Origin of the sequence: Tessaracoccus sp. MC1756 (genome assembly GCF_014164735.1) — a bacterium.
Taxonomy (GTDB): Bacteria; Actinomycetota; Actinomycetes; order Propionibacteriales; family Propionibacteriaceae; genus Arachnia.
The window spans coordinates 43,230-60,959 of record NZ_JACJFZ010000008.1 but is presented as its reverse complement, the minus strand read 5'-3'; the positions used below and the strand labels follow the sequence as shown (position 1 = coordinate 60,959).

Below are 17,730 nucleotides of genomic sequence, written 5' to 3'. Positions count from 1 at the left end.
CTTCTCACATCGCCGGGTCGAAGAGAACCTTGCCCTCGATCTGGCCCCTGGACAACTTGTCCAACTGCTCAGGAAGTTCCTCGAGCGCGCGCACCGAATCGAGCAGCTCTTCAGCCAGATTCGTCGACGCGAGGATCTCCAGCGATGCCGGCATGTCGTCGCGACACACGTGGGCCAACGTGGTGCGGATGGTGATCTCGCGGAAGACCAGACGGTGGATGTCCACCTCAGGCATCGTCGTCGGCAACCCCACCTGCAGGAGGGTGCCGCCGTCGCGAGTCAGGTAGATCAACCGATTGAGCTGCCCAGGCGCGCCGCTGGCCTCGATCGTGACATCGCACTGACCGCTCAGTGCGTCCAGACGGGCCTCGTAGTCGTCGCTGTCAACCGCGATCACGCTTGTCGCCCCGAGGCGAAGAGCACGTTCCAGCCTCGGGCCGGAGAAATCGACCACGGTGACATCGACGTCTTCCGCGAGGTGCTTGAGCCCAGCGAGGACGAAGGTCCCAATGGCGCCGGCGCCGACGAGCAACACTTTGTCGCCCGCCTTCGCGCCGCTGCGGCGGGCCGCGTGAAGACCGACGGCGAGTGGCTGGGCGAGCCCGGCCGCGTCGTCGGAAAGGCCGTTAGGGATGGGCACCAGCGTGGATGCCGCGACGGCGACGTACTGCGCCATGCCGCCGTCGACGTTGAGACCGTGGGTCTTGTAGGTGGTGCACAGGTTGGTGCTGCCCTCGAGGCAGCGCGGGCATTCGCCACACGACACTCCTGCCCCGGAGGCGACGCGGGTACCGACAGGGAACTCATCGGTGGCGCCACCCTCGACCACGCCGACGAACTCGTGGCCCAGGACCAACGGGCCGTGGTGGCCGCTGTGTGGGTGGGTGAAGTTCACCGGGAAGATCTTCGGCGCCTTCCACTCGGAGGCGTCCGTGCCGCACACGCCACTGCGCGTGACCCGCAACAGCACCTCGCCTTCCTGCGGGGTTGGGCGGTCTCGGTGTTCGACCCGCACGTCTCCGGCGCCGTGATAGACGGCGACTTTCATCTGCTTACTCATCTCGGGTGCTCACCAGCTCGCCGCGGCCGGCCGCCGTGTTGAGATGCGACTGCGAGTCGCGCAGCGTCGACAGGTCGAACCCGACGGCGTGGTACTTCGGACCGGCGACCAGCAGCTCTTCGGCCGGGAACTTCGTGATGCACTCGGCGCCGTCCTTGGTGACGACGACCATCTCCTCGATGCGCGCGGCTCCGATGCCGTCGGCGGAGGGCCAGTACGTCTCGAGCGCGAAGCACATGCCTTCCTTGATCTCCTCGGGGTGGTCGAGCGAGACGAGGCGCGAGAAGATCGGCTTCTCCCAGATCGACAGGCCCACACCGTGGCCGTACTGCAGCGCGAACGCGGCCTCCTCGTTCGGGAAGCCGAACTCCTGAGCCTTGGGCCACACTCTGGCGATGTCGGCGGTGGTGGCACCCGGGCGCACCAGCGCGATCGCCTGGTCCATGTACTCGCGGGCGATCTTGTACGCGTCGACCTGCGCGCGGCTGGCCGAACCGACGGCGAACGTGCGGTAGTAGCAGGTGCGGTAGCCCTGGTGCGAGTGCAGGATGTCGAAGAATGCAGGGTCGCCCGGGCGGATCAGACGGTCTGAGAACACGTGCGGGTGCGGAGCGCACCGGTTGCCCGAGATGGCGTTGACGCCCTCGACGTATTCAGAGCCGAGGTCGTAGAGCTTCTTCGCCACGAGCCCGACGGTCTCGTTCTCACGAACGCCTGGGCGGAGGAACTCGTAGAGCTCGTCGTAGGCGGCGTCCACCATCGAGCAGGCCTGCGTCAGCAGGAGGATCTCCTCCGGCAGCTTCACGGACCGCGCCTCGAGGAAGACCTGCTGGCCGTCGACGACGTCGATGCCGGCCTTCTGCATGGCGAAGAGGATCGGCAGTTCGATGATGTCGACGCCGACCGGCTCGTTGGCCAGGCCGAACTTCTCCAGCTCGCGCTTGACCTTGCGCGCCACTTCCTCAGCGATCCCGGCGTCCGGATGGAAAGCGCCGCGGAGCGTCGAGATACCCGCGCGGGCCCCGGACTCGGCACGAGGCCGAACGGCGCCGTGATGCGGAGCGTGCGGGTCGGCGTCCATCTCGGTGGTGGTGGTGTGCAGCCAGGGATTGAACAGGTCATGGTGCTTGGCGGCCGAACCGAAATCCCAGACGATGGGGTCGCTGTTACGGGTGATCAGCGAGAACCGGATGGCCTTGTCCATCGCCCAGGTGCCGATGTGCGTGGCCGACATGTAGCGGATGTTCGAGAAATCGAAGGCGAGGAGCGCACCCAGGTCGGACTGCTCCAGGTGCTCCCGCAGGCGCTTGACGCGTCCCTCTCTCAGCGATGCGTTGTCGATCCGCTCTTCCCAGTCGACATTGTTGGTTCCAAAGGTTGGGATCGGCATCTCCGGCACTCCGCTCTCTAGCTTCAAGTGTTCAGGTCCGCAACGCGACGCTGCGTTACTGTTAAGGTACACTAAACTACAGTTCACCCTAAGTCAACCGATTGGTAGGTGGCCTCATGCCGCAGAGCGTAGGATTCGTGGGCCTCGGGACCATGGGTAGTGCCATGGCCCAGCGCCTCGTCGACGCGGGGATCGAGACGCACGTTTGGAACCGTTCGCCAGGCAAGGCTGACGCTCTTGTCCAAGCCGGCGCGCTCGAGGAACGCAGCGTCGCCGACGTCTTCGCCGCCTCGGAGGTCCTCCTGTCCATGCTGTCCAACGACGCCGCGTGCCTGGCAGCCTTCTCGGACGAAGAGTTGAGCGGCGCGGCGGGCAAGATCCACGTCAACATGGCCACCGTTAGTCTCGAGGCGTCGCGTGCATTGGTGAAGAGACACGCTGAACATGGCGTGCGCTACATCGCTGCCCCTGTTCTGGGCAGGCCGGAGGTCGCAGCGGCGGGCAAGCTCAACATCGTCGCCGCTGGGGCAGACGACGACATCACCGCCGTGGCCGGCGTGCTGGAGCACCTCGGCAAGCGGACATGGCGGGTGGGCGATCAGCCTGAGCAGGCGTCGCTGGTCAAGATCGGCGTCAACTACAACCTCATCCACGCGCTTCAGGCTCTGGGCGAGTCCGTCTCGCTCATGGAGCGCGGGGGCATCGACGGGCAGACGTTCGTCGACATCCTCACCGACGTCGCGTTTACGGGGTCGGCCTACGTGGGCTACGGCGCCCTCATTGCACAGAAGAAGTACGTGCCCGCCGCCTTCAGTGTCGACCTGGGTCTCAAGGACCTCGGACTCGCGGAAGCGGCCGCCCACGAGGTGGGCGCCGCGCTGCCCACAGCCCCGGTGATGCGCGCCATGTTCGAAGAGGCGGCTGCGGATCCCGAACTGAAGGACGGCGACTGGTCCATCATCGCCGAAGTGATCCGCCGCACCCCGGCGACGAAGGAGACGACGCAATGATCCGACACGTGGTGACATTCAAGTTCAAGACGGGCCAGGACCGCGGGGCCGCGGCAACCCGGCTGAGAGAGGCGCTTGTCCCGCTCCGGGACCTCATCCCCGGGGTCCAGTCCCTCGAAGTGGGCATCGACGACCAGAGCGTGTCCGGCCACTGGGACGCGGTGCTCATCTCCGTGCACGACTCCAGTGAGGCGCTGGCCGAGTACCAGGGGCACCCCGATCATCGGAAGGCGCTCGCCGTCGTCGCTGAGCTGGTCGAGGCAAAGTCCGTCGTCGATTACGAGGTGCGCTGATGGCCCGGCTGAAGATCGCGGTCGTCGGCGCCGGGGCCAACGGTGGAGCGCTCGCGGCATCTCTCACCGCTGCAGGAGAGGACGTCATCTGCTTCGACCCCTGGGTCGACCACGTCGCCTACGTGCGCCACAACGGCCTGAGGGTCGAGTCGACCGAGGGGCGTACCGTGACCCCGCTCGACATCCGCCACGTCTGCCAGGTGGCCGAACCTCATCCCCTCTTCGATCTGCTGATCATCGGCGTCAAGGCATACGACACGCGCTGGGTCTGCGAACTCATGCGCCTGCATCTCGCCGACGACGGGACGGTCGTCGCCATCCAGAACGGCATCACCCTGGAGACCGTCGCCGATGTCTTCGGCGACGACCGCAGCGTGGGCGCAGTGATCGAGGTGGCAGCCAACCTGATGGTGCCCGGGCACATCGTGCAGGAGGCACCCATTTGGCTCGCCGTGGGCGGCGAGACGCCAGCTTCGCAGCGCCGCGCCGAGGCGGTCGCCCCGGTGTTGAGGACGGGCGCAACAGTCGAAGTGGTCGACGACATCCGCTCCGCGAAATGGATGAAACTCGTCGCCAACGCCTGCGAACTGGTGCCCTCCGCGATCCTGGATCTGCCGCTGGCCGATGCCATCCGCCAGCCTGGCATGTACGACTTCATGCTCGAAGCGGGGCAGGAAGCGCTCGACACGGCGCTGGCCCGGGGACAGCAGATCGTCCCGATCTTCGGGCTCGACGTTGACCCGGCCGTCCTCACCCGGGACCGCTATGTCCGTCACCTGCTCGATGCCGTGCTCGACGGCTACACATCCCCGACGACGCTCACCACGGTCCTGCAGGACTGGCGCAAGGGACGGCGGGCCGAGATCGAGGACCTCAACGGACTCGTCGTCTCCGCAGCCGAAGGACTGGTCGCCACCCCCGCCAACGAGCGCATCCTCCGGCTGGCACTGAACATCGAGGCAGGCGTTGCGCAATCGGGCGTGGCGAACATGGCGGCGCTGGCCGGACATGAGAGGGATGTTCAATATGCTGGGTGACGGTCACCGGGGCAAACCCGCCCCAGGGTCCAAACGAGGACGTGGTTTCGGAGAGGTCTTGATGTCGGATGAATTGGGCGTGCGGCTGCGCGCAGCACGTGAAGCCCGGGGCATGAGCCTTCGCGCGCTCGCGGGCGCCATCGGGGTCTCTCCCAGCCTGCTGTCGCAGGTGGAGACCGGCCGCACCAAGCCGTCGGTCAGCACGCTCTACGCCCTGGTCTCGCAACTCGGCATCTCCACCGACCTGCTCCTGGGACGCGAGGAGGTGCCCGTGGAAGCCTTCACCGACCCGCATGCTTCCATCACACCTCCCGCAAAGAGGCTGCCCATGGACTTCAAGCACCAGCCGGAGAGGGACAATCCCACGCTCGAGATGGACAACGGAGTCAAGTGGGAAAGGCTGTCGTACTTTCCTGAAACTGATGTGGAGGCATTGCGCGCCACCTACCAGCCCGGCGCCTCCAGCTCGACGGAGGGCCGCTTCATGTACCACTTCGGTCTGGAGCACGTGTACATGATCAGCGGGGAATTGACCCTGCACCTCGACCTCGATGCCCATGTCATCAAGGGCGGCGAATCCGCGGTCTTCAACGCCGAACGCCCACACCTCTTCGTCAACGCCAGCAATGAGCCGGCCGTCGGCGTGTGGTACATCTTCGGGCGTGACGCCGCCGCGCAAGCGGCCCTCGGCACCCACCACCTGGCCCCTCCCGCCACCTCGAGCGAAGGACAGGTCGTCAACGCCGTCGACGTGCTGCACAACTTCCGCCAGCCCTGACGGTCGACAGTCACGTCTGCAGCAGAAGCTCGAGGTTGGTTGGGTCAGGACGCAGTTCGCCCAGCTCGATTCGGCGTGCCAGCTCGCAGACCCGCTCGTTGTGCGGTGCCGCCAGTCCATGCTCACGTGACAGGCGCAGCACGTTGCCGTTGATGTCCCCGACCTCGCTGCGACGACCCTTGCCCCAGTCCTGCAGAATCGTCGTCGTGGAAGTGGGCAGCACGAACCCACCCAGGAGCGTCGTGAGCAGCGTCTCGACGACGTCGCCGTCCAGGTCTGCGGGCTTGAGTCCGAAGATCGGGAGGGTGGCGTACCCCTCGGCCTGTCCGGCGGCAAGGGCTTCGCGGCCGGAGCCGAGCATGAACTCGCGCATCTCAGGGATGGCGTCAGCTTCGATCATAGGCAGCCCGAGGATGGCCGTGGTGACCAGGGTCGTGGCGTTGCTGACAATCTTCATCCACTTGGTGGCCACAATGTCGTCGACGACCTCGACGGTGCCGGCCGCGCGCAGGAGGCCCGCGACCTCCTCCTCCCGATGCCGCGTCTCGTCAGAGGTGCTACCGATGGCGAACCACGAGCGGTCCCAGGGTGAGTGACGCTCCACGATTCCGGGCTCGAACATGGCGGAGGTGATCTCAATGACGCAACCCATCGTCCGCCGCTCACCGACGATGTCCTGGATGTCGGCCAGACTCATCCCGTTCTGGACGCCGAGGAGCAGGCCGTCTTCGGCCAGGTACGGCTTGATGAGTTCGGCCGCCCAGCGCGTGTCGTAGGCCTTCATGAGCAGGAACACGATGTCGAAGGGGTGCCGGAGCGTGGCCACCTCGCAGATGTTCAGGACCGCGACACCGGTGACCTGGGTCTCCTGAGGCATCCGCACGGTGATGCCGTCGCGGCGCATGGCCTCGACATGCTCGGGCCACTGCTCTATGAGGGTCACGTCGTGTCCGGCGCGGACAAGGTCGGCAGCGATGGAGGCGCCGTTGGCGCCACACCCCAGGACGGCGATGCGGGGAGATGTCATGTCGGGCTCCTCAGGCGACGGGGATGGAGCGAATCAGGTCGGCGTTGTGGGGTCCGGGCGTCAGCTCCCCCGTCTCGATGCGTTCGGCGATCCGCAGGATCGCCTGGTTGACCGGCGCCTCACCCCCGACCTCCGCCTGCTTGGTCACGATGTAGCCACAGAAGGCGTCGAGTTCGGCCCGTCGTCCCTTGTCCCAGTCCTGCAGGACAGCGACCCGGGTGTCGGGCAGGGAGTAGTGGTCGAGCACCGCTTGGAGCAGGTCGCTGGCGTAGTCATCGGAGTCCGGCACGTCCGCGGCGGTCTTACCGAAGATCGGCAGCATCGTGATGCCGAGCTGCCGCGCCAACCGGTAGGCCTCGCGAGCGGCCTCGTCCATCACCGGACGGATGCCCTCCACCCCGACGGCGCCGAGCAGCGGGAGGCCGAGGATCGCCGATGGCAGCATTTCGGGGATGTTGGCGATGAGCTTCATCCACTTGGAGGCGCGGATGTCGTCGCTGGTCTCGCAGCGGCCCGCGGCTCGAAGGGCGTCGGCGGCGGCGGTGACGCGGTCGTCGACCCCGCCGTCGGCCAGCCCCAGGGTGAACCACGTCACCTCACGGCTGATCTGCCGCACGATCCTTCCCGGTTCGTACATGTTGGCCGCGATGCCCAGGACCGCCCCGACGTTGCGGTCAGCACCCAGGATCTCGCCGACTGCGTCGATGGTCATGCCGTTCTGCAGGCCGACGAAGATTGAATCCTCCCGCATGACGGGCTTGGCCAGCTCGGCCACCCACCGCGTGTCGTAGCTCTTGACCGAGGTGAAGACGATGTCGAACTTCGTGCGCAGCTCGGCTACCTGGCACAGGTGCAGCACTTCGGCCGGGGTCACTTCGGTCTCGTCGGGAAATTCGACGATGATGCCGTCGCGTCGCATGGCTTCGACGTGCTCAGGCCATTGTTCGATCAGTGTGACATCATGCCCGGCGCGGATCATGTCGGCGCTAAGGGCGGCCCCGTTGGCGCCAGTGCCGACGACGGCGATGCGTGGCTTGGTCATATCACTCCATTGTGTCCAATAGGAACGGGAAGTTCCCTGCGGCCTACATGACAGCCTATCCTCACGTGCCGACCGGTGCCTATAGGATACAGAGATCGTCGCCGGAAGGGGTCCAGGATGACCGGGGCACTGGCCCTGCTGCTCTTGGCAGCGTTGATTGCCGGCATTTCGAAGACGAGTTTCGGCGGGCTTGGCGCCATCGCGGTGGCCCTGCTGGCCGTCAGCATGCCCACCAAGGAATCCACGGCCGCCGCCCTGCTGCTCCTCATCGTCGGCGACCTTGTCGCCGTGGCGCGGTACCGCAGGTCGGCAAACTGGGGGATGCTGAAGCGGCTGCTCCCCGCCGTCGTCCCTGGACTCCTGCTCGGCTCAGTTTTCATCTACCTCGTAGACGACCTCATCCTCAAGCGCTCGATCGGAGCGCTGCTGATGATTTCAGTCCTGATCCACATCGTCTTGACGGGTCGTCGCCGCAGGGTCGCGGGAGTCGGCCCCGGGCGACCGTCGACGGCCCTCACGTGGGGCGCGGGCATCGGCGCCGGTTTCACCACGATGACGGCCAACGCCGCCGGCCCGGTGATGGCGCTGTACCTTCAGCTTGCCCGAGTCGACAAGCTCGCGTTCCTCGGCACGTTCAGCTGGTTCTTCTTCATTGTCAACGTCGCCAAGACCCCCTTCACTGCCGCCCTGGGGCTGTTCACTCCGGAGGTCCTGCGTGGCGTGGCGATCGGCACGCCCGTGGTCCTGGTCGGCACGGCGCTGGGGATCCTGGTGATCAGGCACGTGTCGCAGCGGGTCTTCGACGCCGTCACGATCGTCACCTCTCTGGTCGCCGCTGCCGCACTCCTCGTGATCTGAGCGCGCCTACGATGGCAGCCATGCCAAGCTCGCTGGTGATCCTTGCCGACACACACCTGCCGAAGCGTGCCCGCGACCTTCCGCCGGAAGTCTGGGCAGCCATCGAGACCGCCGACGTCGTCCTCCACGCAGGCGACTGGGTCGAGCCGGCGCTCCTCGACGAGGTGGAGCGCCGGGCCGGCGGGCGTCACGTCGGCGTGCACGGCAACAACGACGACGCGGTCCTGCGTCAGCGACTCCCCGAAGTCGCCCGGACGGTCATCGAGGGCGTCCGCTTCGCCGTCGTCCATGAGACGGGGCCGGCGGTTGGGCGCGAGAAACGGATGGACACCGCCTTCCCGGACACCGACGTCCTGGTCTTCGGCCACTCCCACATCCCCTGGGACACCGTCACACCGGCGGGGATGCGGCTGCTGAACCCCGGCTCCCCCACCGACCGTCGCAGACAGCCGGTGGGCACCTTCATGACCGCCACCGTCGATGCGGGGAGGCTCTCCGACGTGACCCTGGTCCCCGTCGACCCGGCCTGGCGGACGGCGGCTCAGCCGTAGGTGTCGCGGGGTCCCCGGCCTTGGACGGACCGCAGCCCCTTCTTCCAGCTGGGGGCCTTCGGGCCGCGGAACTCGACGCGCAGGACGGTCTGCTCGCCCAGCGCCGCGTTGAGTTTGGCCACCAACTGGGACGCGGCGTACCGCATGGCGGTGGCCCACGCCGTCGAGTCGCAGTCGACGATCAGCACCCCCGCGTCATAGTTCACCGGTTTGGAGTGCGCGGCGTTCGACTCGCCCACCAGCTCGGGCCAGCGACGCAACACGGTCGACAGGTTGATCCGCGGCTTCCATCCCCGCTTGCGCACCACCTCGTTCAGCACATCGCCGACGAGCTTGGGGTCGCGGTCGTCCGGGTGCGCGCCGCTGCGCTCCTGCTCGAACACCCGCCTCGTGCGCCGCGGGGTGCGCGGCGCGGCGGGTTCGGGCAGCACGACGCCGTATTCAGAGGCCTCGACGGTGGCGCGGGCGATTTCCGACGCCAACTCGAGCCCCGTGGGATCATGCGGCTCGGACATAGGGCCAGCCTAGTCTCCGCAGCGACGTTCCCGAGCGGGACCTACCCCAGGGTGTTCTCGGCGAGGCTGGCCATCCAGCTGGGCTGCGGCACCGATTCCGGGCTGTCGCCGGCGCTCTGTAGCACCAGGACCCGGATCTTCTCCGGCCCCTCCACGTAGAACGACAGGCCGAGCGCACCGGGCACCGAGCCCCCCTTGAAGCCGATGTACACCGCGCCGGGCACCTCTATGCCCGGGTAGGCGGCCAGGATGCCGCGCACGGGCTTGCCCGGCTCCGTGGCAGCGCGCTGCTGGAGGTTGACGTGGGCCGCGCAGAGGTCCGCGGCGGTGGCGTACCAGTCGATCCCCTCGTCCCAGAACGGGCTGCCCATGGTGGTCTCGTCGTAGGTCAGGTCCCACTCAGGCAGGCCGGAGAGGACAGCGCGTTGGGCCTCGGAGACCGCCTCGGTGGCGTCGTCGTAGCCGTTGGAGGCGGCCGCCCACTTGGCGCGGATGCCCTGGTCGCCACCCATCTGGAAGGCCTCGCGGGTGGTGAGGAACGGCCGGTTGAGCTCCGGGGCGTGGTGCCCCATCGTCTCCAGCTCGGCCTCCACGGCCTCGCGCCCCACGGCGTCGATGAGGAGGTCCGCGGCGGTGTTGTCGCTGTTGGAGATCATCTCCAGCGCTGCCTTCTCGACGGTGACCTTCGTGCCGGCCGGTTCGTTGCGCAGGCTGCCGGTGGGCAGCGACTTGACACTTTCGGTGAGCGTCAACTCCTGCTCCCACGTCAACGTGCCGTTCTCGACGGCCGTGGCGACCGCGCCCAGCACGTAGAGCTTGAACATCGAGGCGATCGGCAACACCGTGTCGGCGTCGCGCTGTTCGATGGGCGTGCACTCGGGGGTATCGCCCGTGCGGGTCACCTCCGCGAGCAGGAACGACGAGGTGGGAGCCTTGTCGAGCAGGAGCTGGGACGCCTCCGCAGGGGTCTGGATCTCCGGCGCCTTCTCGTTGGGCACGAACATGAGGCCGTCGATCTTGCCGTCCTTGAGCGCGATCATCATCAACACGGGCGTGGCCGGCGAATCGAGTTCCGCCGTGCCCTGGGTGTCGGTGCCGTCCCAGCTGACCAGCGTGAAGGGGCCCTCCTCGCGGAGCTGCGCGAACACCTGCCCGACCTGGTCCGCGGGCACCTGGCCGAGGAACTCGTCGCCCAGCCGCTCCTCCGCCTCCTCGGCGGTGGGCCCGGCGTCGGCCGCAAGCAGGTCCAGCACCCACTGTGCCGCTTCGCCGACGGGGGTGTCGGGCAACTCGACCGGCACGGCCTCCTGGGAGGGCGACGCATCGGTCGAAGCCTCTGCGGAGACGGTGGTGGGCTCCGGCGCTGGAGGCGCCGTCGCGCCGGAACAGGCGCTCAGGGCAAGCGCGACGACGGCGGCGAGGGCGAGGCGGGAGTGACGCATAGGGACATGAATACCATGCCCCTCCGCCCTGCTACTTAGCAGGCCCCCGGCGACCCCAGCGGAAGTACGCCAGCGGCAGCAGGCCCATCGAACTGACCGCGCCCAGCGCGGGCAGCCAGACGGCCTTGGGGCCGTTGACCTCGTCCTTGTCGCGCCTGGCGACATCGATCATGGCCGCGATGCGCAGCACCACGTCGGCGGTTCCGCCGAGCCCCATCAGGACCCGCGCCCAACCAGGGAGCTCCTCGAACTTCTTCTTCGCCATGTCACGCTTCTTCGCCATGTCACGCCTCCTACCTGCCAGGTTAGCCCCCGGCAGGACGGAGGGTGACGCTTTGGGGGTCAGGCGACGCGGAGTTTGCCCACGGCCTTCAGCACGCGGCTGGGACCGTCGGTCCAGACACCGGGGAGGTGCGCGTCGTTGGGGAACGCGACGACGAACCAGCCCGGCTGCAGGTTGACGGTGACGGTCGTCGGGCCCTCGTGGAGTCCGAAATCGGTCTCCTCGTCGAACTCGGTCGCCGGGGTCAGCGCGTCGAGCGCCGCGAGCTTGACGGTCTCCTCGCCCTCGAGGACCACGTGCACGTCGGCGAAGCGACGGTGCGCCTCGAACTGGGTCTTCACCTCCGGGTCGGCAGCGTCGTACGAGAAGATGTTGACCGCGCCGATCTCCTCCGCGAGCTCTATGGTGCCGGGCTCGACATCGGTGCCGAGGCCCATGATGGTGTCGAGGATCTGCGCCAATCCGGGAATGTCCGCGTAGCGCGACCTGTGGTCGAGGGTGTCGATGATCATGTGGGGTACCTTCCCGCCGGGCCCCTGCCCGGCGTCAACCAGATCACGGTACCCCCGGCCCTTTCAGCCCCGCGATTCCTCGGGTTGATCGGACAATCCGGACTGCGCATCCTGGGCGGGGGCCACGGTGCCGGCGCTCACCGTGAACCGGCGCTCGGCCGGGAAGTCCGGCACGTCGGCGCCCACGGCGGCCGTGATCAGCACCTGCTCGGCGTCGGCGATGGCGGCGCCCAGCCGCTCGCGTCGGGTCACGTCGAGTTCGGCGAACACGTCGTCCAGCACCAGCACCGGCTCCGTGCCGTCGTCACGCACCAGGGAGAAGCCACCCAACCGCAGTGACAGGGCCAGCGACCAGGACTCCCCGTGCGACGCGTACCCCTTCGCCGGAAGGTCCCCGATGGACAACTCCACGTCGTCGCGCTGCGGCCCCACCAGCGTCATCCCGCGGTGCAGTTCATCTCCGCGAAGCCGGTCCATCGCCTCGAGCAGCCTGCGCTGCAGCTCCGCCCGCACGTCCTCGGACCCCGCCACATCGGCCAGGTCGAGACCGCTCTTGTAGACCGCGTCGATCTGGTTGTTCTTCGGCGCGATGGTCTCGTACGCACGCTGGGCGTAGGGCAGCACGTCGGCCAGCGTGTCGAGCCGGGCGTGCAGGAGCTCGGCGCCCAGCGCCGCGAGCTGCTCGTTCCACACGGCGAGCGTGACGTCCTCGTCCCCGCCCTGCGACACCTGGGAGCGACCGGACATCGACTTCAGCAGCGCGTTGCGTTGCCGCAGCACCCTGTCGAAATCCTGCTTCACCCCGGCCATGCGCGGCCACCGGGTCACGACGAGCGAGTCGAGCCATCCGCGACGGTCCGACGGGTCTCCCCGGACGATGGCGATGTCCATGGGGGAGAACACGACGGTGCGAAGCGCCCCCACCAACTCACGCGGGCGCTGCAGCGGCGCCCGGTTGAGCCGGGCCACGTTCGACTTACCGGGCACCACTTCGAGCTCGAGCCAGATCAACCGGTCGTCGTCGCGGGCGGCCTGCACCCTGGCCCTGATGATCGCCGACGCCGCACCGGCGCGGATCAGCGGCGCCGTCGTCGACACGCGGTGCGACGACATGGTTGACAGGTACTCGATGGCCTCGACCAGGTTGGTCTTGCCCTGGCCGTTGGCGCCGACGAAGACCGTGACGCCGGAGGTCAGCTCGAGGTGGGCCTCGTGGTAGTTCCGGAAATCAGCAAGCGCGAGCTCAGTGACGAACACGTCAGCTGGGCAGGCGCATCAGCATGATGACGTGGCGGTAATCGCCCAACGGGTCCGCATCGATGCTGGGCAGGCCCATGATCAGGCAAGGCTTGCCGGGCAGCGTGAACGAGAAGTGCGCGAACGGTGCGTCGAGCGCGGTGAGCGCATCCAGCAGGTAGTGCGGGTTGAATCCCGCATCCGTGATGGACTGCTCGTCGCCGACGACCTCGATCTGCGCGTCGATGGCCTCCACGGCCTGCGCCTGGTCCCCCGTGGCGGCCTCGAGCGTGATGTGATCTTCGTTGATGCGCATGCGCAGCGGCGTGTTGCGTTCCGCGACGAGGGCGACGCGCTTGACCGCGGCCAGCAGGTCTGCGGTGTCGATGCGGACGCTGACCGTGGCGGAGACGTCCATGAGGTGGCGCACCTTGGGGAACGCCTGGCTGAGCAGGCGCGTGGTGGCCTGGCGCGAACCCTTCGAACCCTCACCGACGAAGCCGGCGAGGCCTTCGCCCTCGGCCTCCGTGGTGGACAGCGAGATGGTGACGGTGTCGCCGGAGGTCATGGACTTGGCGGTGTCAGCCAGCACCTTGCCCGGCACCAGCACGTTGCCCTCGAGGCCCGGGCTGGTGGGGTTCCAGGTGAGTTCCTTCAGCGCCATTCGGTAGCGGTCTGTGGCGAGCAGCGAGAGGTTCTCTCCGTCGATCTCCATCTTCACGCCGGTGAACACGTTGAGGAGCTCGTCGCGGCCCGCGGCCACGAACACCTGGCCGACGGCCTTCTCGAAGACGGCCGCGTCCACGGTGCCGGTCTGCGTGGGCATGTCCGGCAGGGTGGGGTACTCGTCGACGGGCAGCGTCTGCAGCGTGAACCGGGCGGAACCGCAGGTCAGCTCCACCTTGGTGTGGTCTGCATTGAGGTCCACCGGCTTGTTCGGCAACGAACGCGCGATGTCGGAGAGCAGGCGGCCGGAGACCAGCACCTGGCCCTCGTCGCTCACCTGGGCCGGGAGCGTGACCTTGGCCGACGTGGTGGAGTCAAAACTGCTCAGCGTCAGGCCGTCGCCGTCCGCCTCCAGCAGCATGCCTGCCAGGATGGGAGCGGTGGGGCGGTTGGGGAGGCTGCGCGCCACCCATGCCACGGCGTCGGCTAGCGCCTCGCGTTCAACTCGAATCTTCACGTGTCACACCTTTGTCGTTCTACCCAAAAAGCTCGTCGCCAGCATCATACCCAGACGTTGGTTGAACGCGTCGTCAGTCGACGGCGATGGAGTCGAGGATCGCCAGCCTGCTGGCCCGGCGGGCGGGGGCGATCGCGGCCAGGACACCCACGGCGGCGGCGACCACCACGAAGACCAGCAACTGGACCCAGGGGATGACCAGCGTGCCGATGCCCTGGTCGCGCAGGAGCGTCACGAGCGCCGCGCCGAACGCCACCCCCAGCACGACACCCAGGACGGCGCCCAGCGTTGCGACGAGCACGGCCTCGAGCGTGACCATCCGCCGCACCTGGGGCCTGGTCATGCCGACGGCCCTGAGGAGCCCCACCTCGCGCACCCGTTCCATGACGGACAGGCCGAGGGTGTTGACGATCCCCAGCACCGAGATCACCACGGCGAGCGCGAGCAGCGCGTACAGGGTGGCGAAGATCTGGTCGAACTGCGCCACGCGGCTCTCCACGAACTCCTGTACGTCCGACACCACGACGGTGGGCACCTCCTCGGTGACCTCCTCGAGCCCGGCCCTGACCGCGGCCGGGTCCGCGTCGTCGTCGATGAAGACCACCAGTTGCTGGACCATCGACGCATCGGCGACCTCCGCGAACGTGTCCGGGGTCACCACGATGTCGCCGATGGGGAGCGCCGCGCCCTCCTCGTGCAGGCCGGTGACCAGCACGGCGGCAGTGCCCGTGGGGCCGACCAGGTCGATGACCTCGCCGAGCGTGAAGCCGTGTTCATTGGCGTAGTCCGCCGACAGCACGACGGGCGGCTCGCCGCCCTGCTCGCTCAGCGACCCGACGGTCACGTCCAGGCTGGTGCCCCGCTCCAGGCCCTCAGGTGTCAGGCCGAACAGGCTAGTGGGCTCGTCGATCCCCGCGACCTGCGCCGCACCGCGGTACCCGGCGTACACCTCGGACACGCCGTCGACCTCCCTGGCGGCCTCGAAGAGCTTTGCGTCGAAGGGCTGGTAGGCGAGCGGAGCGATGACGAAGTCGCCGCGCTGGTCCTCGGTGAGCTGGTTGCGCAGCGACGTGGTGGTGCTCGCGGCCAGGATGGCGACGGTGGACACCAGCGCAAGGCCGATCATCAGGGTCGCGGCGGTGGCCGCGGTGCGGCGGGGCTGGCGCACGGAGTTCAGCTGCGCCAGCTTGCCCACCTCCCCGAACAGCAGGCGGAAGCCCCTGCCGAAGAGCCAGATCAGCGGCGCCCCGATGACGGCCGCGGCGATCACCATGCCGATCAGCAGCGCGGCGGCCCCGGCGCCGAACCAGATGAGCGGCTGCGGCACGTCGAGCCACAGCGCGATCACCATGGCGGCCACGCCCAACTCGATCAGCGCCACCCCGAGCAGTGGGAGACCGCCGAGGCGCTCGGGCCCGGACTGGGCGGCGCTGGTCATGGCTTCCACTGGGCGGGTCTGCGACGCGCGGCGGGCGGGTAGGTAGGCGGCGATGAGCGTGATGACGACGCCGATGGCGTAGGACGCGATGACGGCCGAGGAGGTGACCGTCGGCGTGATGTCTCCGGGGTCGATGCCGAAGGCGCGCATCAGTCCGAGGATGCCCCAGGCGAGGCCGTAGCCGACGGCCAGGCCCAGGGTGGCGCCGATCAAGCCGATGAACAGCGCCTCGATCAGCACCGTCCCGCTCACCTGGCGGCGGGTGGCGCCGATGGCGCGGTACAGGGCCAGCTCGCGCGCCCGCTGCGCCACCAGGATCGAGAACGTGTTGAGGATCAGCAGCGCCGCCACGAGCAGGGCGATCCCCGCGAAGACCAGCAGGAAGATGTTGACGAAGCCCAGCCCGACGTTGAGTTGCTCCTCGATGCCCTCGGCCAGCTCATCCCCCGTCTCGGCGACGAATCCGTCGGGGAGCACCTCCTGGACTGCGTCTGCCACGGCGTCGGCGTCCGCCTCCGGGGTGGTCTGGACCCACATGGCGTACGAACCGGGCCGCCCCTCCTGTGCGATCTCCTGGATCTCGGGGAGGGTGAAGAACAGGTAGCTCGCGCCGACGGTGCTGCCCGCGCCGTACGTGCCGGTGCCGACCAGCGTGTAGGAGCGGATGCCGGTGCGCGGGGTGGCGACATCGAGCGTCTCGCCGATCACGTACCCCCCGCGTGCCGCGGTGGCGGGGTCGAGGACCACCTCGTCGCCGGCGGTGGGGGCACGGCCATCGATGATCCGGGCGCCGGCCACACCGTCGGAGGACGTGGCGTCCTGCCAGTTCATGCCCAAGCCCGGAGCCCCCGAGAAGGCCAGCACGCGGCCGTCTTCGTCGAGGGGGTACACCTGCGTGTTCGACACCATGGGCTCGACGCGCACCACCCCGTCGATCGCCTCGACGGCGGCGACATCCTCCTCCGTCAACAACGCGGGCGGGACGCCGGGGTTGTTCTCGAACCCCGAGATGCCGGTGGCCTCGAACGAGACGTTGACATCTGCCAGCGACCCTTTGACCAGGGAGTCGAAGCTGGATGACAGCATGTTGGTGAACATGAGCGATCCCGCGACGAACGCCACTCCGAGCACGATCGACAGGGCGCTCATGATGAGGCGCACCTTGCGCGCCCAGACGGATTTCAGGGTGGCCCGCAGCATGGGTCAGTCCAGCAGGGCGCGGCGGGCGATGGAGCGTTCGACGGTGGATTCTTCCTCGACCTCGTCACCGACCGGAGCCTTCATTGAGGCGGCGGTCCCGTCCCGGTACACCACCGGGCCAGCCGCGGCGGGCTGGTCGTGGCGGGGGTAGAGCGTGGCCATCGCGCTGAGCAGCTGATCCTGCGTGGCGCCGCGCATCTCGTGGACGATGCGGCCGTCGGAGAGGAACACGGTGCGGTCCGCGTAGCTGGCGGCGTGGGCGTCATGGGTGACCATGACCACCGTCTGGCCGAACTCGTCCACGGAGCGCCGGAGGAAGCCCAGCACCTCCGCGGCCGACGTGGAGTCCAGGTTGCCGGTGGGCTCATCGCCGAACACGATGTCCGGGCGGTTCATGAGGGCCCGGGCGCACGCCACCCGCTGTTGCTGGCCGCCGGAGAGCTCCGACGGCTTGTGGGTGAGCCGGTCCGCCAGGCCCAGCACGTCGACGATGCGGTCGAACCACTCCGCGTCGACCTTCTTGCCGGCGATCGCCAGCGGCAGCGTGATGTTCTCGCGGGCCGTCAACGTGGGCACCAGGTTGAACGCCTGGAAGATGAAGCCGATGCGGTCGCGGCGCAGCTCCGTCAGCGGGGTGTCGCCGAGCGGGCCGACGGCGGTGTCGCCGATCCAGACCTCGCCCGCCGTCGGTGTGTCAAGGGCGGCCATCAGGTGCATCAGGGTGGACTTGCCGGATCCCGACGGGCCCATGATGGCGGTGAATTCGCCCGCGCGGATCTCGAAATCCACGGAGGACAGTGCCGTCACGACGGCAGAGCCGGTCCCGTAGATCTTGGTGAGGCCCTCGGCCCGCGCTGCGATGCTCACCATTCGAG

18 protein-coding genes are annotated in these 17,730 nt (G+C 68.2%); 6 read left to right on the top strand and 12 right to left on the bottom strand.

The window, feature by feature from the left end:
• Nucleotides 1-4: 4 nt before the first annotated feature.
• The gene (locus H5393_RS13955; RefSeq protein ID WP_220488450.1) at nucleotides 5-1,060 is read right to left on the bottom strand and encodes a zinc-binding dehydrogenase; all 1,056 of its coding nucleotides are present in this window, start codon (nucleotides 1,058-1,060) and stop codon (nucleotides 5-7) included.
• Entirely contained in the window at nucleotides 1,053-2,450 is a 1,398-nt protein-coding gene (locus H5393_RS13950; protein WP_182767173.1) for a Xaa-Pro peptidase family protein, read from the bottom strand. The genes H5393_RS13955 and H5393_RS13950 overlap by 8 nt, the downstream gene beginning before the upstream one ends.
• Nucleotides 2,451-2,566: 116 nt before the next feature.
• Between H5393_RS13950 and H5393_RS13945 the strand changes: the two genes are divergently transcribed.
• The 4 genes from H5393_RS13945 (at nucleotide 2,567) to H5393_RS13930 (ending at nucleotide 5,568) form a co-directional block, all read left to right on the top strand.
• Complete coding sequence (locus H5393_RS13945) at nucleotides 2,567-3,460, top strand: NAD(P)-dependent oxidoreductase (RefSeq protein ID WP_182767172.1); 894 nt, start codon at nucleotides 2,567-2,569, stop codon at nucleotides 3,458-3,460.
• Complete coding sequence (locus H5393_RS13940) at nucleotides 3,457-3,753, top strand: Dabb family protein (protein WP_182767171.1); 297 nt, start codon at nucleotides 3,457-3,459, stop codon at nucleotides 3,751-3,753. Before H5393_RS13945 ends, H5393_RS13940 begins: the two co-directional genes overlap by 4 nt.
• Nucleotides 3,753-4,790, top strand: coding sequence for a ketopantoate reductase family protein (locus H5393_RS13935; RefSeq protein ID WP_182767170.1), 1,038 nt, complete (start codon nucleotides 3,753-3,755; stop codon nucleotides 4,788-4,790). Before H5393_RS13940 ends, H5393_RS13935 begins: the two co-directional genes overlap by 1 nt.
• Before the next feature lie 61 nt (nucleotides 4,791-4,851).
• Nucleotides 4,852-5,568 carry a helix-turn-helix domain-containing protein gene (locus H5393_RS13930; protein ID WP_182767169.1) on the top strand — a complete coding sequence of 239 codons (717 nt, stop codon included), beginning with the start codon at nucleotides 4,852-4,854 and terminating at the stop codon, nucleotides 5,566-5,568.
• Between the two features lie 10 nt (nucleotides 5,569-5,578).
• On the opposite strand, the gene H5393_RS13925 is transcribed toward H5393_RS13930, so the two are convergent.
• Both H5393_RS13925 and H5393_RS13920 read right to left on the bottom strand, forming a co-directional pair.
• A complete protein-coding gene (locus tag H5393_RS13925; protein ID WP_182767168.1) occupies nucleotides 5,579-6,595 on the bottom strand; it encodes a ketopantoate reductase family protein in 1,017 nt (338 codons plus the stop codon).
• Nucleotides 6,596-6,605: 10 nt separating this feature from the next.
• Nucleotides 6,606-7,637 (bottom strand): ketopantoate reductase family protein, encoded by a 1,032-nt coding sequence (locus H5393_RS13920; RefSeq protein WP_182767167.1) that lies wholly within the window; start codon nucleotides 7,635-7,637, stop codon nucleotides 6,606-6,608.
• 117 nt (nucleotides 7,638-7,754) lie between these two features.
• Between H5393_RS13920 and H5393_RS13915 the strand changes: the two genes are divergently transcribed.
• Nucleotides 7,755-8,495, top strand: a complete 741-nt coding sequence (locus H5393_RS13915) for a sulfite exporter TauE/SafE family protein (protein WP_182767166.1) — start codon at nucleotides 7,755-7,757, stop codon at nucleotides 8,493-8,495.
• 20 nt (nucleotides 8,496-8,515) lie between these two features.
• The gene (locus H5393_RS13910; protein ID WP_182767165.1) at nucleotides 8,516-9,046 is read left to right on the top strand and encodes a metallophosphoesterase; all 531 of its coding nucleotides are present in this window, start codon (nucleotides 8,516-8,518) and stop codon (nucleotides 9,044-9,046) included.
• On the opposite strand, the gene H5393_RS13905 is transcribed toward H5393_RS13910, so the two are convergent.
• The 8 genes from H5393_RS13905 to H5393_RS13870 all read right to left on the bottom strand — a co-directional run bounded on the left by H5393_RS13905 (nucleotide 9,037) and on the right by H5393_RS13870 (nucleotide 17,725).
• The gene (locus H5393_RS13905) at nucleotides 9,037-9,561 is read right to left on the bottom strand and encodes a DUF721 domain-containing protein (protein ID WP_182763082.1); all 525 of its coding nucleotides are present in this window, start codon (nucleotides 9,559-9,561) and stop codon (nucleotides 9,037-9,039) included. The two genes, H5393_RS13910 and H5393_RS13905, sit on opposite strands and share 10 nt — an antisense overlap.
• A 41-nt stretch (nucleotides 9,562-9,602) precedes the next feature.
• On the bottom strand, nucleotides 9,603-11,003 hold the full coding sequence (locus H5393_RS13900) for a serine hydrolase (protein ID WP_182767164.1): 1,401 nt from the start codon (nucleotides 11,001-11,003) through the stop codon (nucleotides 9,603-9,605).
• A 31-nt stretch (nucleotides 11,004-11,034) separates the two neighbouring features.
• Complete coding sequence (locus tag H5393_RS13895; protein ID WP_182763084.1) at nucleotides 11,035-11,286, bottom strand: hypothetical protein; 252 nt, start codon at nucleotides 11,284-11,286, stop codon at nucleotides 11,035-11,037.
• Between the two features lie 59 nt (nucleotides 11,287-11,345).
• Nucleotides 11,346-11,798: a YhcH/YjgK/YiaL family protein gene (locus H5393_RS13890; protein WP_182767163.1), complete on the bottom strand. Its 453-nt coding sequence runs from the start codon at nucleotides 11,796-11,798 to the stop codon at nucleotides 11,346-11,348.
• Nucleotides 11,799-11,861: 63 nt separating this feature from the next.
• Nucleotides 11,862-13,055, bottom strand: coding sequence for a DNA replication/repair protein RecF (gene recF / locus H5393_RS13885; RefSeq protein WP_182767162.1), 1,194 nt, complete (start codon nucleotides 13,053-13,055; stop codon nucleotides 11,862-11,864).
• Between the two features lies 1 nt (nucleotide 13,056).
• A complete protein-coding gene (dnaN, locus tag H5393_RS13880; RefSeq protein WP_182763087.1) occupies nucleotides 13,057-14,217 on the bottom strand; it encodes a DNA polymerase III subunit beta in 1,161 nt (386 codons plus the stop codon).
• A gap of 73 nt (nucleotides 14,218-14,290) precedes the next feature.
• Nucleotides 14,291-16,855 carry an ABC transporter permease gene (locus tag H5393_RS13875; RefSeq protein ID WP_182767161.1) on the bottom strand — a complete coding sequence of 855 codons (2,565 nt, stop codon included), beginning with the start codon at nucleotides 16,853-16,855 and terminating at the stop codon, nucleotides 14,291-14,293.
• Between the two features lie 3 nt (nucleotides 16,856-16,858).
• Nucleotides 16,859-17,725, bottom strand: a complete 867-nt coding sequence (locus H5393_RS13870; protein ID WP_182767160.1) for an ABC transporter ATP-binding protein — start codon at nucleotides 17,723-17,725, stop codon at nucleotides 16,859-16,861.
• Nucleotides 17,726-17,730: the final 5 nt, after the last annotated feature.

What these genes read in the sequence shown, in the direction of transcription:
- H5393_RS13930 (WP_182767169.1), top strand. Translation starts at nt 4,852, where the DNA reads ATGTCGGATGAATTGGGCGTGCGGCTGCGCGCAGCACGTGAAGCCCGG.
- H5393_RS13910 (WP_182767165.1), top strand. Translation starts at nt 8,516, where the DNA reads ATGCCAAGCTCGCTGGTGATCCTTGCCGACACACACCTGCCGAAGCGT.
- H5393_RS13890 (WP_182767163.1), bottom strand. Translation starts at nt 11,798, where the DNA reads ATGATCATCGACACCCTCGACCACAGGTCGCGCTACGCGGACATTCCC.
- H5393_RS13935 (WP_182767170.1), top strand. Translation starts at nt 3,753, where the DNA reads ATGGCCCGGCTGAAGATCGCGGTCGTCGGCGCCGGGGCCAACGGTGGA.
- H5393_RS13900 (WP_182767164.1), bottom strand. Translation starts at nt 11,003, where the DNA reads ATGCGTCACTCCCGCCTCGCCCTCGCCGCCGTCGTCGCGCTTGCCCTG.
- H5393_RS13945 (WP_182767172.1), top strand. Translation starts at nt 2,567, where the DNA reads ATGCCGCAGAGCGTAGGATTCGTGGGCCTCGGGACCATGGGTAGTGCC.
- H5393_RS13955 (WP_220488450.1), bottom strand. Translation starts at nt 1,060, where the DNA reads ATGAGTAAGCAGATGAAAGTCGCCGTCTATCACGGCGCCGGAGACGTG.
- H5393_RS13920 (WP_182767167.1), bottom strand. Translation starts at nt 7,637, where the DNA reads ATGACCAAGCCACGCATCGCCGTCGTCGGCACTGGCGCCAACGGGGCC.
- H5393_RS13915 (WP_182767166.1), top strand. Translation starts at nt 7,755, where the DNA reads ATGACCGGGGCACTGGCCCTGCTGCTCTTGGCAGCGTTGATTGCCGGC.
- H5393_RS13925 (WP_182767168.1), bottom strand. Translation starts at nt 6,595, where the DNA reads ATGACATCTCCCCGCATCGCCGTCCTGGGGTGTGGCGCCAACGGCGCC.
- H5393_RS13950 (WP_182767173.1), bottom strand. Translation starts at nt 2,450, where the DNA reads ATGCCGATCCCAACCTTTGGAACCAACAATGTCGACTGGGAAGAGCGG.
- H5393_RS13905 (WP_182763082.1), bottom strand. Translation starts at nt 9,561, where the DNA reads ATGTCCGAGCCGCATGATCCCACGGGGCTCGAGTTGGCGTCGGAAATC.
- H5393_RS13895 (WP_182763084.1), bottom strand. Translation starts at nt 11,286, where the DNA reads ATGGCGAAGAAGCGTGACATGGCGAAGAAGAAGTTCGAGGAGCTCCCT.
- H5393_RS13940 (WP_182767171.1), top strand. Translation starts at nt 3,457, where the DNA reads ATGATCCGACACGTGGTGACATTCAAGTTCAAGACGGGCCAGGACCGC.
- H5393_RS13870 (WP_182767160.1), bottom strand. Translation starts at nt 17,725, where the DNA reads ATGGTGAGCATCGCAGCGCGGGCCGAGGGCCTCACCAAGATCTACGGG.
- H5393_RS13875 (WP_182767161.1), bottom strand. Translation starts at nt 16,855, where the DNA reads ATGCTGCGGGCCACCCTGAAATCCGTCTGGGCGCGCAAGGTGCGCCTC.